The organism is Nonomuraea sp. NPDC049637 (assembly GCF_040675235.1).
GTDB lineage: Bacteria > Actinomycetota > Actinomycetes > Streptosporangiales > Streptosporangiaceae > Nonomuraea.
This window is the reverse complement of sequence record NZ_JBFAOM010000034.1, coordinates 15,250-29,299: the sequence shown is the minus strand read 5'-3', so window position 1 is coordinate 29,299 and position 14,050 is coordinate 15,250. Positions and strand designations below refer to the sequence as shown.

General features: G+C 75.9%; 12 protein-coding genes. 4 read left to right on the top strand and 8 right to left on the bottom strand.

Going from position 1 to position 14,050, the window contains the following annotated elements; all coding sequences use genetic code 11:
• Window positions 1-12: 12 nt before the first annotated feature.
• From AB0J71_RS35315 to AB0J71_RS35305, 3 genes are read right to left on the bottom strand one after another with little or no spacing between them, the layout of a single operon-like run.
• Window positions 13-1,128 carry an amidohydrolase gene (locus tag AB0J71_RS35315; RefSeq protein ID WP_364418253.1) on the bottom strand — a complete coding sequence of 372 codons (1,116 nt, stop codon included), beginning with the start codon at window positions 1,126-1,128 and terminating at the stop codon, window positions 13-15.
• On the bottom strand, window positions 1,125-2,207 hold the full coding sequence (gene fes, locus AB0J71_RS35310; protein ID WP_364418251.1) for an enterochelin esterase: 1,083 nt from the start codon (window positions 2,205-2,207) through the stop codon (window positions 1,125-1,127). The genes AB0J71_RS35315 and fes overlap by 4 nt, the downstream gene beginning before the upstream one ends.
• A 10-nt stretch (window positions 2,208-2,217) precedes the next feature.
• On the bottom strand, window positions 2,218-4,308 hold the full coding sequence (locus AB0J71_RS35305; RefSeq protein ID WP_364418249.1) for an iron chelate uptake ABC transporter family permease subunit: 2,091 nt from the start codon (window positions 4,306-4,308) through the stop codon (window positions 2,218-2,220).
• A 59-nt stretch (window positions 4,309-4,367) separates the two neighbouring features.
• Between AB0J71_RS35305 and AB0J71_RS35300 the strand changes: the two genes are divergently transcribed.
• Together AB0J71_RS35300 and AB0J71_RS35295 are read left to right on the top strand one after the other, a co-directional pair.
• Window positions 4,368-5,324 carry an ABC transporter substrate-binding protein gene (locus AB0J71_RS35300; protein ID WP_364418247.1) on the top strand — a complete coding sequence of 319 codons (957 nt, stop codon included), beginning with the start codon at window positions 4,368-4,370 and terminating at the stop codon, window positions 5,322-5,324.
• A gap of 77 nt (window positions 5,325-5,401) precedes the next feature.
• The gene (locus AB0J71_RS35295) at window positions 5,402-5,857 is read left to right on the top strand and encodes a VOC family protein (RefSeq protein WP_364418245.1); all 456 of its coding nucleotides are present in this window, start codon (window positions 5,402-5,404) and stop codon (window positions 5,855-5,857) included.
• A gap of 67 nt (window positions 5,858-5,924) precedes the next feature.
• Here AB0J71_RS35295 and AB0J71_RS35290 read toward each other — a convergent pair whose 3' ends face one another.
• Window positions 5,925-6,515: a helix-turn-helix domain-containing protein gene (locus AB0J71_RS35290; RefSeq protein ID WP_352326458.1), complete on the bottom strand. Its 591-nt coding sequence runs from the start codon at window positions 6,513-6,515 to the stop codon at window positions 5,925-5,927.
• A 91-nt stretch (window positions 6,516-6,606) separates the two neighbouring features.
• On the opposite strand from AB0J71_RS35290, the gene AB0J71_RS35285 reads away from it, so the two are divergent.
• Window positions 6,607-8,175: an FAD-dependent oxidoreductase gene (locus tag AB0J71_RS35285; protein ID WP_364418243.1), complete on the top strand. Its 1,569-nt coding sequence runs from the start codon at window positions 6,607-6,609 to the stop codon at window positions 8,173-8,175.
• Between the two features lie 9 nt (window positions 8,176-8,184).
• On the opposite strand, the gene AB0J71_RS35280 is transcribed toward AB0J71_RS35285, so the two are convergent.
• Genes AB0J71_RS35280 through AB0J71_RS35270 form a run of 3 tightly spaced genes read right to left on the bottom strand, consistent with a single transcriptional unit; the run spans window position 8,185 to window position 10,012 of the window.
• Window positions 8,185-8,340, bottom strand: coding sequence for a hypothetical protein (locus AB0J71_RS35280; protein ID WP_364418241.1), 156 nt, complete (start codon window positions 8,338-8,340; stop codon window positions 8,185-8,187).
• Between the two features lie 35 nt (window positions 8,341-8,375).
• Window positions 8,376-9,068 (bottom strand): HAD-IA family hydrolase, encoded by a 693-nt coding sequence (locus AB0J71_RS35275; protein WP_364418239.1) that lies wholly within the window; start codon window positions 9,066-9,068, stop codon window positions 8,376-8,378.
• Window positions 9,069-9,094: 26 nt separating this feature from the next.
• Window positions 9,095-10,012, bottom strand: a complete 918-nt coding sequence (locus tag AB0J71_RS35270; RefSeq protein WP_364418237.1) for a LysR family transcriptional regulator — start codon at window positions 10,010-10,012, stop codon at window positions 9,095-9,097.
• A 120-nt stretch (window positions 10,013-10,132) separates the two neighbouring features.
• Between AB0J71_RS35270 and AB0J71_RS35265 the strand changes: the two genes are divergently transcribed.
• Complete coding sequence (locus tag AB0J71_RS35265; protein WP_352326455.1) at window positions 10,133-11,002, top strand: SDR family NAD(P)-dependent oxidoreductase; 870 nt, start codon at window positions 10,133-10,135, stop codon at window positions 11,000-11,002.
• On the opposite strand, the gene AB0J71_RS35260 is transcribed toward AB0J71_RS35265, so the two are convergent.
• On the bottom strand, window positions 10,995-13,952 hold the full coding sequence (locus AB0J71_RS35260) for a S8 family serine peptidase (RefSeq protein ID WP_364418235.1): 2,958 nt from the start codon (window positions 13,950-13,952) through the stop codon (window positions 10,995-10,997). The two genes, AB0J71_RS35265 and AB0J71_RS35260, sit on opposite strands and share 8 nt — an antisense overlap.
• Between the last annotated feature and the right edge of the window lie 98 nt (window positions 13,953-14,050).

The window sequence follows — 14,050 nt, the reverse complement described above, 5'->3', positions numbered from 1 at the left end:
GGGAGGCCGGGGCTACCGGGTGAGTGCCAGGTCGGCGGCCGTCAGGGCGAGCAGGACGGCCGCCTGCGCCAGCGCGTGGTCGGCCGCCGGGGCCGCCGCGGCGGCGGCGAACGCCGGCTCGTGCGGCGCGGCCCCGCCCGCCCCGATGTCCAGCATGGGATGGACGGCCGGCACGACGTGCGACACGTTCCCCATGTCCGTCACCGCGAACGGCTCACGCTCCACCGGCGCCGGACGGCCCAGCGCGGCGGCGTTGGCCGCGTATAGACCGGCCAGCGCGGCGTCGTCGCGGAAGTCCAGGTAGTCGGGCTCCGGCCGGGTCAGCCGCAGTTCGCAGCCGGTCGCCGTCGCCGCGCCGCGGAAGCAGGACTCCACCCGCGCCCGCAGCTCGACCAGGTCCCGCGCGGCGGCGGCCCTGATCTCGTAGGAGGCCGTGGACCTGGCCGGGATGACGTTGGGGGCCTCGCCCGCCGAGGTGACCACGCCGTGCACGCGCAGGTCGCGCGGGAGCTGCTGGCGCAGCAGGCCGATCGCCACCTGGGCCAGCGTCACCGCGTCGGCCGCGTTGCGGCCCTCGTGCGGGGCGAGGGTGGCGTGCGCGGCCCGTCCGGTGTACTCGGCGTCCAGGGTGCCGAGCGCGAACGAGCGGAACCGGACGGTCTCGAACGGCCCCGGGTGCACCATCATGGCGGCGTCCACGCCGTCGAACACCCCGGCCTCCAGCAGCAGCGCCTTGCCGCCGCCGCGTTCCTCGGCCGGGGTGCCGACGACCTTCACGGTCAGCCCCAGCTCGTCGGCGAACGGGGCCAGCGCCAGGGCCGCGCCGGTCGAGGCGGCGGCGATCACGTTGTGGCCGCAGGCGTGGCCGAGGCCGGGCAGCGCGTCGTACTCGGCGCAGAAGGCCACGGTCAGGGGGCCGGTGCCGCGGGAGGCGGAGAAGGCCGTCGGCAGGCCGCCCGCGCCCGCCGTCACGTCGAAGCCGCCCGCTTCGAGCAGGCCCGCGGTCCAGGCGGCCGCCCGGTGCTCCTCGAACGCGGTCTCGGGATGGGCGTGGATCCGGTGGCTGAGCGCGACCAGCTCGGGGGCGAGCGCCTCGGCGCGGCGGCGGATCGCGTCCCTGACGTTCACAGCCAACCGGCCGCGAGGTCGGTGAGGCCGTCGGCCAGGCCGCCGAGCCAGCAGGCCGGGTCGTGGCCGCCGTTGTACTCGGTGTAGCTCACCTCGTACCCCTGGGCGGCCAGGGTGCGGGCGAAGCGGCGGTTCTCCTCCAGCAGCATCCACTCCAGCCGGCCGGCCTCGACGTGGAAGCGCACCGGCAGCCTCGGGACGGCGGCGTACCGGCGGGTCAGCCGTTCCGGATCCTCGTCGGGCCACCAGTACGACCCCGACTGCGACAGGACGTTGCCGAACCGTCCCGGCGCGAGGAGCGCGGCGTAGGACGCGGTCAGCCCGCCGAGGCTCTGCCCCGCGATCACGGTCAGCCCCGGATCGCCCGTCGCCCCGTACGTGCGCCCGGCCCACGGCAGCAGGTCGTCGGCCAGGTAGCGGACGAACGGCTCGTGGCAGGCCAGCTCCCGCAGCCGGGTCGGCCGGTCCACCGAGTCGGGCATCAGCACGACGAGCGGCGGCAGGCGGCCCTCGTTCACCAGGTTGTCCAGGGTGGGCGCGACGCGTCCGGCCCACACCTCGCCGTCCAGCAGCACGACGACGGGAAGGGGACCGGCGGCCGGGCCGGGCGGCGTGTAGACCCACACCCGCCGCCCGCCCGACCGCGCCTGGCCGACCCGGCCGCGCGGCACGCCCGGCCGGCGCTCCCGGTACGGCTGCGGCGGCGCCTGCGGCAGCTCCAGCAGCGAGGACGCACGCCGGTCCGGCGGGCCGGGCACGGTGAGCGGGTTGCCCGGATCCGGCACGGCCGCGCGCATGACCTGGAGCCAGGAGTCCCGGTCGGTGCCCGGCAGCCGGTCGCAGGGCAGGATCTGGTAGCCGGCCCGCAGGTCGGCGTCGAGCTCGTAGGTCAGGTGAAGCAGGTCGCTGCCGGGACGGCGGGTCATGACATGTCGGCTGATGTCGCCCGCGTGCCGGTCGCGGTCGGTCATCGTGTTGATCAGCACGACCGCCTGCTCGCCGCGCGACCTGGGCCGCCACAGGAACGTCACCTTGCACCGGCCGGGCGTGCCGGCGGGCTCGACGATCGGGGTGGTCACGGGTGTCATGTCACGGCCTCCGGTCCGACAGCAGGGTCCACAGCAGGAAGGGGCCGCCCAGGATGCTGGTCACGACGCCCACGGGGATCTCGGCGCCGTCGGCGGCCACGCGGCCGGCCGTGTCGGCGATCACGACCAGCGCCGCGCCGGTGAGCGGCGCGCCGACCAGGGGCAGCCGGGCCGGTCCCGCCAGCCGGGCGGCGACGACGGGCGCGGCCAGGGCCACGAACGCGACCGGCCCCGCCACCCCTGCCGCCAGCCCGGCCAGCACGACGGCGAGCGCCAGCAGGGCGATCCTGGTCCGGCCTGGATCGACGCCGAGCCCGGCGCTGACGTCCTCGTCGAAGCGCAGCACGGCCACCCGGCGGGCCAGCGCGAGCGCGGCCGGGACCAGCACCGCCAGCCCGGCGGCCACGGGCAGGGCGACGGGGTAGCCGCGCCCGGCCAGGCTGCCCACGCTCCAGGAGTGCACCGCCGTGGCCGAGCCGAGCCCCTGCCAGGCCAGCAGCGACTGGGTGAGCGCGCCGGCCAGCGTGGTCAGCGCCAGCCCCGTCACGATGAACCGGTATCCCTGCCGGCCGACGCCGCCCGAGACGGCGAACACCGCCACGGCGGCGGCCAGCGCGCCCACGGGGCCGATCCACCAGTGGGCGAACAGCGTGCCCGAGGCGGACAGCATCCCGGCGACCATGATGGCGATCACCGCGCCCTGGTTGATGCCCAGCATGTCGGGGGTGGCCAGCCGGTTGCGCGCCAGCGCCTGGGTCAGGCAGCCGGACAGCCCGAGCGCCGCCCCGGCCACCAGCCCCGCCACCACCCGCGGCAGCCTGATCTCCTGGACGAGCAGCACGTGCCCGCCCTCACCCGCGCCCGCCAGGGCACTCAGCGCCTGCCCGGCCGTCATGCCCGACTGCCCGGCCGCGACCGCCGCCACGACGGCCACCGCGGTGACCGCCAGCAGCGCCGCCGCCGCCACGGACGACCGTACGGGCACCAGCACCGACCAGCCCCGCCCCCGCAGCACCCGCGCGCCGGAGGGCGACAGCCCGCCCGCCCGCGCGGTCCTGCGGGCGGGCCACCGCGACGGCCGCGGCGCGCCGGACGGGACGAGGTCGCCGGGCCCGGCGGCCACCGCCCGCGACCGGGCCACCACGACCAGCACCGGCGCCCCCAGCACGGCGACCAGCAGCGCCACGGGCGCCTCGTACGGCCGCACGACCATCCGGGCCAGCACGTCGGCCCCCAGCAGCACCACCGCCCCGGCCAGCCCGGACAACACGATCCGCGACCCCACCCGCCCCCCGCCCAGGGACCTGGACAGGTAACCGGCCAGCAGGCCGAGGAAGCCGATCGGGCCGGCCACCGCGACCGCCGCGGCGCTGAGCAGCGTCACCGCCACCGTCACCCACAGCCGCGTGCGCCCCGGCCGGTGCCCGAGCGCGACGGCCAGGTCGTCGCCGAGCGCCAGCGCCGCCAGCGGCCGGGCCGCGACCGCCGCCATGACCAGCCCCGCCGCGACCGCCGGCGCGATCGCCAGCACCCGGTCCATGGGGATCCCGGCCAGCGAGCCGAGGATCCAGTACCGGTACTGGTCGAACGTCACCGGGTCGGCCACCAGCACGGCCGTGGTGATCCCGGTGAGCGTGGCCGACAGGGCGGCCCCGGCCAGCACCAGCTTCAGCGGCGAGAGCCGGGCCCCGATCGCGAGCACGACCCCGGTGGCCGGCAGCGCGCCGCCGAGCGCCCAGCCCAGGTACGCGCCGCCGGTCTGCGCGCCGGCGGTGACGATCCCGGTCACGACGCCGAGCGCGGCGCCCGCGTTCACGCCGAGCAGCCCGGTCTCGGCCAGCGGGTTGCGGGTGACCGACTGCAGCAGCATGCCCGAGACCCCGAGCGCGGCGCCGACGACGAGGGCGGCCAGCGTCCGGGGCAGCCGCAGCGTGTCCACCACCATGCGCAGGTGGCCGTCACCGCCGCCGCCGAGCAGGTAGTCGAGGACCTGCCCGGGGGCGACCCGGCCCGCGCCGGTGAGCATGGACGCCGCGCACAGGGCCAGCAGCGCGGCGGCGCCGAGCCAGAAGGCGCGGGCTTGCGTAAACATAAGGTAAGGCTAACCTAAAAAAGGTAAGGCTTTCCTAATTTCTCAGCCCGGGAGCTCGAATGGCCCCTCTCCGCAGGCTCGGCGGACTGCTCGTCGTCGCCGCCGCCGCCGTCCTGACCGCCGTGGCGTGCGGCGCGTCCTCCGCACCCGCCGCGCCGGGCGCGTCCGCCGCCGCGCCGGCCGTCCGGGAGGTCAAGGACGCCACCGGCGCCCTGATCAAGGTGCCGGTCGAGCCCAAGCGCGTGGTCACCCTCACCCAGGAGGACCTGGACGCCGTCCTCGCCCTCGGCGTGACCCCGGTGGGCATCACCAACGGCCAGGGCATCGACACGCCGCCCGCCTACCTGGCCGACAAGGTCAAGGGCGTCCCGGTCGTTGGCAACCTGCTGCAGCCGGTCATCGACAAGGTCGTCGAGGCCCGGCCGGACCTCGTCCTCGCCGGCGACCTGCAGGACCAGCAAGTGCTCGACCAGCTCCGCAAGGTCACCCCGGCCACCGTGGTGACGATGGCCCCGACCGACGACTGGAAACTGTCGTTCATGGGCGTCGGCAACGCGCTCAACAAACTGGACGCGGCCAGGAAGGTGATGGCGGACTACGACGCCCGCGTCGCCGCGGCCAAGGCCAGGATCAAGCCGGCCGAGGTGAGCATCGTGCGCTGGAACCCGCAGGGCCCGAGCTGGATGGAGAAGCGGCAGTTCGCCGGCTTCGTCGCCACCGACCTCGGCCTGACCCGTCCCGCCGCCCAGGACAAGGACGGCACCGCCCACTCCATGCCGCTCAGCCTGGAGGCGCTGTCGGACATCGACGGCGAATGGCTGTTCGTCTCCACCCTGACCGCCGACGGCGAGAAGACGCTGGAGGAGGTGCGGCGGACGCCCGCGTTCAAGGAGCTGAAAGCGGTCAAGGCGGGGCACGTGGTGCCGGTGAACGGCTCGGTCTGGAGCACCCGCGGCGCCCCGCTGGCCGCCGGCGTCGTCCTCGACGACCTGGTCAAGGCCCTCAGCGCGGCCTGAACGAGCCTGGAAGGGGAATTTACCGGCCGCGGCGCGGGTTGGCGGGGACGATCGTCGCCATCTGATGAGGAGAACCCATGAACGACCACCCCGACGCCCCGGCCGTCCGACAGCTCCGGCTGGTCGTCGAGGCGGAGGACTACGAGGCGGCGCTGGCCTTCTACCGCGACGTGCTCGGCCTGCCCGAGGAGGCCGCCTACTCCTCCGGCGACGGCGCCCGCGTGGCCATCCTCGACGCGGGCCGGGCCACCCTGGAGATCGCCAACCCGGCCCAGAAGAAGATGATCGACGACGTCGAGGTGGGGCGGCAGGTGGCGCCCAAGCTCCGGGTCGCCTTCGAGGTGGACGACTCCCGTGCGACCACCGCCCGCCTGGTGGCGGCCGGCGCGGACGAGGTGGCCCCGCCCACGCTCACCCCCTGGCAGTCGCTCAACGCCCGCCTCGACGCGCCCGGCGGCCTGCACATCACCGTCTTCCAGGAGCTCGCCACCCCGGAGGAGCGCGAGAAGCTGGACGGCTTCGGCACCTCCTGACCGGCGCCTCCCGGACGGCGGCTCATCGGGCTGCGGTTCATCGGGCTGCGGTTCATCGGGCTGCGGTTCATCGGGTGGTGGGGCGGGCGCGCACGTGCAGGCGCTCGCCCTGCGGGCCGAACAGGGCGAGCACCTCCGTGAGATCGGGGCCGGGATTGGCGAACGCGTGCGGCACGCGGGTGTCGAACTCGGCCACCTCGCCCGCCGTCAGCACCACGTCGTGCTCGCCGAGCAGCAGGCGCAGCCGCCCGGACAGGACGTAGAGCCACTCGTAGCCCTCGTGGGCCCGCTGCTCGTACTCGCCGTGCGGCCAGCCCGGCGGGTAGATGTGCTTGTACGCCTGGATCCCGCCCGGACGCCGGCTCAGCGGGATGTAGGTCATGCCGTGCCGCGACACCGGCCGCAGGTGCACCCGCGGATCGCCGGTCGGCGGCACGTCGATCAGCTCGTCCAGCGGCACCTGGTGGGCGCGCGCCAGCGACAGCAGCAACTCCAGCGTGGGCCGGCGGCCGCCCGACTCCAGCCGCGACAGCGTGCTGACCGAGATGCCCGTGACCTCGGCGAGCTGGGTCAGCGTCACGCCCCGCCGCTGCCGCAACGCCCGCAGCCGCGGCCCCACCGCCCGCAGGACCTCGTCGAGATCCGGTGTCTCGTCCATGCGGCCCAGCTTGCCATTTCGGCAACGACATTTGTCAACCTGGCCGCGCGGGACGCACAGTGTGCCATCGGCACATCTCTGGAGGAACACGATGGACGACAAGTACGACGTGGTGGTCGTCGGCGGCGGGGCCGCCGGGCTCAGCGGCGCCCTGACCCTGAGCAGGGCCCGCCGCCGGGTGCTGGTGATCGACGAGGGCCGGCCGCGCAACGCGCCGGCCGACGGCGTGCACACCTACCTGGGCCGGGAGGGCACCCCGCCGCTCGACCTCTTGGCCGCCGGCCGCGAGGAGGTGACCGGGTACGGCGGCGAGCTCGTCACCGGCTCGGCCGTGGCGGCCGAACGCCTGGACGCCAGCGGTTTCCGCGTCCGGCTGGCCGACGGGTCCGCGGTCGTGGCGGACCGGCTGCTGGTCACCACGGGCCTGGTGGACGAGCTGCCCGACCTGCCCGGCGTGGCCGAACGGTGGGGCCGGGAGGTGCTGCACTGCCCGTACTGCCACGGGTGGGAGGTGCGCGACCAGCCGATCGGCGTGCTGGCCGCCGGCTCGATCGCCGCCCACCAGGCGCTGCTGTGGCGGCAGTGGAGCGACGACGTGACGCTCTTCACGCACACCGCCCCCCCGCTCGGCGAGGAGGACCGGGCCAGGCTGGCCGCGCGCGGCGTCACCGTCGTCGAAGGGCGGGTCGCCGGCCTGTCGCCGGACTCCGGCCCGCTCACCGGCGTCACCCTGGAGAACGGCGACGTCGTCCCGTGCCGGGCCTTCGTGGTCGCCCCGCGCTTCACCGCCCGCTCGGCCCTGCTGGCCGGGCTCGGCGTCGAGACGGCCGAGCAGCTCATGAACGGGCACGTCATGGGCGTCCACGTGCCCGCCGACCCGGCCGGCGCGACCGGCGTCCCCGGTGTGTGGGTGGCCGGGAACGTGGCCAACCTGGGCGAGAACGTCATCGGCGCCGCCGCCGCCGGGGTCAGGGCGGCCGCGGCGATCAACGCCGACCTGATCGAGGAGGAGACCTGCCGCGCGGTGGCGGCCGCCGCGGGCCCGCCGCTCTCCGGCGAACAGTTCTGGGACGGCCGCTACGGGCAGGCCGACCGGATCTGGAGCGGCAACCCCAACGCGCGCCTGGTCGAGGAGGTCGCCGACCTGGCCCCCGGCACCGCGCTGGAACTGGGCTGCGGCGAGGGCGCCGACGCCGTGTGGCTGGCCCGCCGCGGCTGGCGGGTCACCGCCGCCGACATCTCCGGCGTGGCCCTGGCCCGCGCCGCCGCCCACGCCGCGGACGCGGGCGTGGCCGAGCGCATCGAGTGGCAGCGCCACGACCTGGCCGAGTCCTTCCCCGAGGGCGAGTACGACCTGGTCACCGCGAGCTACCTGCACTCGCCCGCCGAACTGTCGCGCGAGAAGGTCCTGCGCGCCGCCGCCGCGGCCGTCGCGCCCGGCGGCCAGCTCCTGGTGCTCGGGCACGCCGGCCCCCCGCCGTGGGAGCCCGAGGCCCGCGTCGAGCTGCCCACCCCGCAGCAGGTGCTGGACGCTCTGGAGCTGGCCGAGGGGGAGTGGGAGGTGCTGCGGGCCGAGGAGTTCGACCGCGCCCAGACCGCCCCGGGCGGCACGCCGGCCGTCCGCGTCGACAACGTGCTGAGGATCCGGCGGCGCGGCTGACCCGGGCGCTCAGCGGCGGCGCTCGCGCAGGGCGACGGCCACGTTGATCACGGTGAGGGCGACCAGCATGACGATCGCGGCGATCAGCCCGTCCGGCCGGCCCACCAGCGCGATCGTCCCGCCCACACCGAAGATCACCGAGAAGTAGGCCAGGCCCGCGGACATCCCCCGGTGACTGCTGTCCTGGGGGGCGGGAGGCGTCAGTCGAGGGCCGTCGTCAGCGGGCCGCGGGCGGCCTGTTCCAGCAGGGCGACGGTGCCGGCCAGGTCGGGGAAGGCGTCGATGAAGGCGTCGACCGGGTGCGGGGCGAAGTCGGCGGGCCTGCGCAGCCCGCTCTGCATGCAGGCGACGAACCGCAGGCCCGCGCCGGTGGCCGCCGCCGCGTCGGTGGGGGAGTCGCCCACGTAGAGGCATTCATCGGGGGCCAGGCCGGTGGCGGCCAGCAGCTCGTCGAAGGCGCGCGGGTCGGGCTTGCCGAAGCGGGTGTTGCCGGCGTGGTAGACGGCCGCGATCCGGCCGTCGAGCGCGTGGCCCGGCGCCATCAGGTGCTCCATCTCGGCCTCGTCGCGCGAGGTCAGCAGCATGACCGCGCGCCCGGCCGCGCTGAGCTCGTCGATCGCGCGCAGGTTCTCCCCCGGGACGACGTCGACCAGCCCGGCCGCCACGTACTCGCGCAGCACCGCGTGATGCAGGGGCAGGTAGGCGGCCAGGTCGAGGCCGGGCGAGCGCAGCGGCATGGCCTCGTGCAGCGGCCGGCCCCAGGTCGCCACGTGCACCGCCCTGGACATGGGCCCGTGGCCGAGCCGCCCCAGGACCTCGTTCTCCAGCTCGAAGCACGCGGCCTCGGTGAGGCACAGGGTGTCGTCGACATCAACCACCACGGCACGGATCACAGGCCACACCATAACCGGTGGCCGCCTCAGGAGCCGACGGCGGCGGCGCGCAGCGCGCCCGCCAGGTCCGCGACCGGCCCGGGGAGAGGGCCGGGGAGGCGGGCCAGCAGCAGCCGCCGCTGCTCGCGCGGGCCGCCCCGCACCGGCAGCACCCGTACGCCCTCCGGCACGGCCGCGCCCATCGACGCCGGCACCGTGGTCAGCCCGCAGCCGGCCGCCACGAGGGCGAGCTTGGCCAGCCAGTCGCGGACGACGAACACCGTCTCCGGCCGCTCGTCCAGGCCCGGCCACACGCCCAGGGTGGGGCTCTCGCCCGGCGGGGCGGCCGGGCCGGCGATCCAGGGGCGGCCGTGCAGGTCGGCGACGTCCACGTACTCGCCCCTGGCCAGCGGGTGCCCGGCGGGGACGGCCACGCGCAGGCCGCGCTCGGTGAGGATCTCGATCTCCAGCGGCGGCGTCTCGGCGTCCGGGGCGCGGAACGGCGGGGCCGAGCTGAGCAGGGCCACGTCCAGCGTGCCGGCCCGCAACGCGCGCACCAGCGCCGAGCTGCCGTCCTCCCGCCCGGTGACCGCGATGGACGGACGCGTGCGGCGCAGCTCGGCCAGCGCGCGGGGCACCAGCGCGGCCCCCGCGGAGGCGAACCAGCCGAACCGCACGGTCGCCGGCTCGCCGGGCAGCCCGGCCAGCTCCCTGGCCGCGGCGTCGACCTCGTCCACGACGGCCGCGGCGCGGCGCAGCACGAGCCGTCCTGCGGCGGTCAGGCGCACGCCGTCGTGCCGCCGCTCCAGCAGGCGGGCCCCGGCGGCGCGTTCGAGCGCGGCGACCTGCCGGGACACGGCGGACTGCGTGTAGCCGAGTGCGGTGGCCGCCGCGGTGAGCGTGCCCCGCTCGGCGACCTCGCGGAAGACCCGCAGGGCGGTGAGCGACGCGTCGGTGAAGGCCATGACGATCACGCATACCGGACTTGAGGAACTTTCGCTACCCGAATGCCCCCGGCCGCTCCTAACCTGGCCGGTGCCGGGAGCGCGCACCGGCTCGCAGAACCATTCCCCGAAGGAGCACCCATGAGCACCACCCCGAAGGTCGCCCTGGTGACCGGCGCGACGCAGGGGCTCGGACTGGCCCTCGTCGAAGGGCTGGCCCGCCGGATGACGCCGGACGACACCGTCTACCTCACCGGGCGCGACGCCGCCCGCGTGGCCGCGGCCGTGGCGGCGATGCCGGCGACCGGCGCCCGGGTCCGCGGCGAGCTGTTCGACGTGGCCGACCCGCGGGCCGCCGCCGAGTTCGCCGGCCTGCTGCGCGAGCGGCACGGCGGCGTGGACGTCGTCGCCGGCAACGCCGTCATGCGCGTCGGCCCGGACGACGACATGCGCGCCCTCATCGACGCCTACACCGAGGTGAACAACTTCGGCACCACCCGGCTCCTGCGCGCCTTCGCCCCGCTGGTCCGGGACGGCGGCAGGTTCCTGGTGGTCGGCAGCTCGCTGGGCACGCTGCACCACGTGGCCCCCGTCCTGCACGACCGCTTCGACGGGCTGACCACCCTGGAGGAGGTGGACGCGCAGGTGGCCGCCTGGCGCGACGCGGTCAAGGACGGGAGCGCCCGCGCCCAGTCCTGGCCGGGGTTCGTCAACATCCCGTCCAAGGTCTGGCAGGTCGCCGCGGTGCGGGCGCTGGCCGGACGGCGGCGGGAGGAGGACGCCCGCCGCGGGATCCTGCTGGCGGCCGTCTGCCCCGGGATGATCAACACGCCGACGTCCGGCCTGTGGTGGGACGTCAGCGGCGCGCCTTCGCCGGAGCAGGCCGCCGTCCCCCTGCTCGACCTGGCCCTCGGCCCGGTGGACCCCGGCCACTACGGGGAACTCGTCCGGTTCGGACGGGTTCTCCCGTGGCGGCCGGAGTGGCGGCCGGAGCGGCGGGCGGCTAGTTGATCGTGACGATCGTCCCGGCGCCGTTGGGGTACTCGACGTAGCCGGTGTTGACGCGCTGGGTCGCGCCCGTCCAGGACGCGGTCAGCGTGAACGGCGTGCCGGCGGTCACCTTCGGGCGGGCCGGCGTCACGGTGAGCGCGCCACGCGCGTGGCCCGCCTCCACGATGTCGGCCTGGGTGGTGAACGCCGTGGACGCCGTCCCGGGCAGGTCACCGAGGCTGAGCACGATCAAGGTGTGCCTGCCGGGCCGCGGGCGGGAGAGCGCGGCGCGGTGGTCGCCGTCCGGGCTGGACAGCCAGGCCTCGAACTCGCGCCCGCCGGCGCCCTCGTAGACGAGCAGGCCGCCCACCTGGGCGTCCGGGTTCGCCGCCTTGATGCGGAACGCGGCGGCCCTGGCGCCCTCGGGCACCGTGATCGGGATCTCGCGGCCCCACACCTCGTCCTGGCTCACCGTGCCGGGCGTCTCGGCTCCCGAGACCGGCCCGTACGGGGTGACCTGGAACTTCTTCAGCCCCGGCGTCACCTCGAAGGAGAGCGAGCCGGCCGCGCCCGAGCCGCGCACCTCGGCGGGCGCCCTGGCGCTCAGCGGCGTGGCCACGATCGCGCTGCGCACGCTGATGCCCGCCCCGGTCCAGGTGAGCCGCCCGGCGGCGGTCCCGCCGGTGGCCTCGGGCAGCGTCTCCAGCGTGACGGTGAACTCCCTGGCCTGGCCGGCCTCCTTGAACACCAGCGTGGACGGCTTGACCCTCGCCCTGAACCCGGGCACCTCGATCGAGGCGTGGTAGACGCCCGGCGTGAGCGCTGTCACCCGGCGGGTGACCGTGCGCGAGCCGAACAGCTCGGCCACCGCGATCGTCGGGTAGTTCAGGTCGGAGGCGGCCAGCGGCGCCACGCCGGTGCCGGTGGCCACGCCGAGGCCCTCCAGGAACCCGTACCAGTCCTTCGGCCCGGCGTCGTAGACCAGGCCGGGGGTGAACATGCGGGACGGGTCCACGTGCCCGGCGCCCTGGGCGAAGACGTCCGGGGTCCTGGTGTCGTAGGCGGTGGTCATCATGGCCGACTTGATCGCCATCGGCGACAGCTGGGGATGCCGGCCGAGGTAGAGGGCGGCCAGGCCGGCGATGTGCGGGGTGGCCATCGAGGTGCCGGAGTAGAAGTCGAAGTCCTTGCCGTCGTTGCCGGGCGGCGCCACGGCGGCCAGGATCGCCGCGCCGGGGGCGGTGACGTCCGGCTTGAGCAGGTCGCCCTTGGCGGACAGGGCGGGGCCGCGCGAGGAGAAGCTGGTCACCTCGGGGTAGGCCACGCCGTCGGCGGGGGCCGGGAGCAGGGTGGCCGTCGCGCCCGGCGTGGCCGCGTACGCCGCGATCCTCCCGGCGTCGGGCGCGTCCACGTGCACGGTCGGCACGGCGTGCAGGTCGGCGTCGGTGGACTGCGGGGTCGGGTTGCCCAGCACCATGCCCACGCCGCCGGCCCGCCTGACCTCGGCCGACTTCTCCACGCGGGCCGTCGTCCCGCGCGCGCAGTAGACGATCTTCCCGGCGGCCCTGGCCGGGTCGAGCGAGCCGGCCGCGCACACCTCGGCGTCGGCGTCGGCCGCCTGGCCGGCCTTCACCGACACGGCGGCGACCAGCGGCAAGGGGCCGAGCGGCGCGACGACCGAGGTGCTGATGCCCCGGTAGGCGGCGCCGTCGCCGAGCCGGACCTCGCCCCGGCGGGGCGCGATCGTGCCGGCGGCGACGGTCGTCGTCCAGGGCGCGGTGTTGTCCAGCGTGGAGGCGTCGGGGCCGGAGTTGCCGCCGGCGGTCGCGACGAAGACGCCGGCCTGGGCGGCGGCCAGGAAGGCGAGCTGGATCGGGTCGTCGGCGGGCGATTCCGACATCGCGCTGCCGATCGAGTAGTTGATCACGTCCACGCCATCGGCCACCGCCTGGTCGATGGCCGCGATGAGGTCGGAGCTGAAGCCGCCCGTCGTGCCGCCGTCCTTGCCCTGCCACAGCGCCTTGTAGACGGCGATCGCCGCGCCCGGCGCGACGCCGGACACCGTGCCGAAGTCGATGCCGTTCGCGGCGGCCGGGACGCCGTGGTTGCCCGCCGCGGTCCCGGCGGTGTGCGAGCCGTGGCCCTGGGCGTCGCGCGGTGAGGCGAAGTCGTCGCGCTGCTGCGGCGGGGTCTGCCGCAGCCACTGCTCGCCGAAGTAGCGGGCGCTGACCAGCTTGCCGTTGCACAGGTCGGCGGTGAAGCGCTCCCCGGTCTGGCAGCTGCCGGTGAACGTTCCGCCGTCGGCCTTCCGCATGACCGTGGCGCCGTCCTTGAGATAGGGACGGTACGGGTCGGCGCCGCCGGGCGGCTCGGTGCCGAGGGCGGGGCCGGCGAAGGACGGGTTCTCCGGCCAGATGCCGGTGTCGACGACGCCGACGACCACGCCCTTGCCCGCCTTGCCGGTGCCGCCGAGGGCGGCCCACAGGCCGCGGTCGCCGGACAGGCGCAGGAAGTCGGTGGAGTTCCGGTCGTCCAGGGCCTTGTGCAGGACGTCCGGCGTGACCGAGAGCACGCCCCGGGTGGCGTGCAGCCGCAGGGCCTGGGCCGGGGTGAGGTCGGCGGTGAAGCTGTTGGAGGCGACCACGTGGTGGGCGGTGGCGGACGCGCCGACGCTGCGGGCCACCTCGTCCTGCCGGGCGGTCAGGCGGTCGCGGTAGCGCCTGGCGTGGGGGCTGGTGGTGTCCACCTTCCTGCCCTTGCCGCCCTTGGTGGGCGCGATGCCGGTGACGCCGCCGTCGTAGGTGGCCAAAGGCGACTCGGTCAGGGTGACGACGTAGGGGGACGGGCCGGGGGAGGGGGCGGCGGGCGGGGCGGCTGCCGCTGCGGGCCCGGCCACGGCCGGGACGGCGGCGGTGACCGCCAGCGCGGCGGCCAGTGCCAGTGCGCGGTGAACGCGGGTGTTGCGGGACATTGCTCCTCAAGGGGGACGAGCCTGGTCACCCGTCCGGGGAGGATCACCGGAGGGCCGCCATGGAGTCAAGCGTCCAGTGGAGATCAGTGTCGAGATAT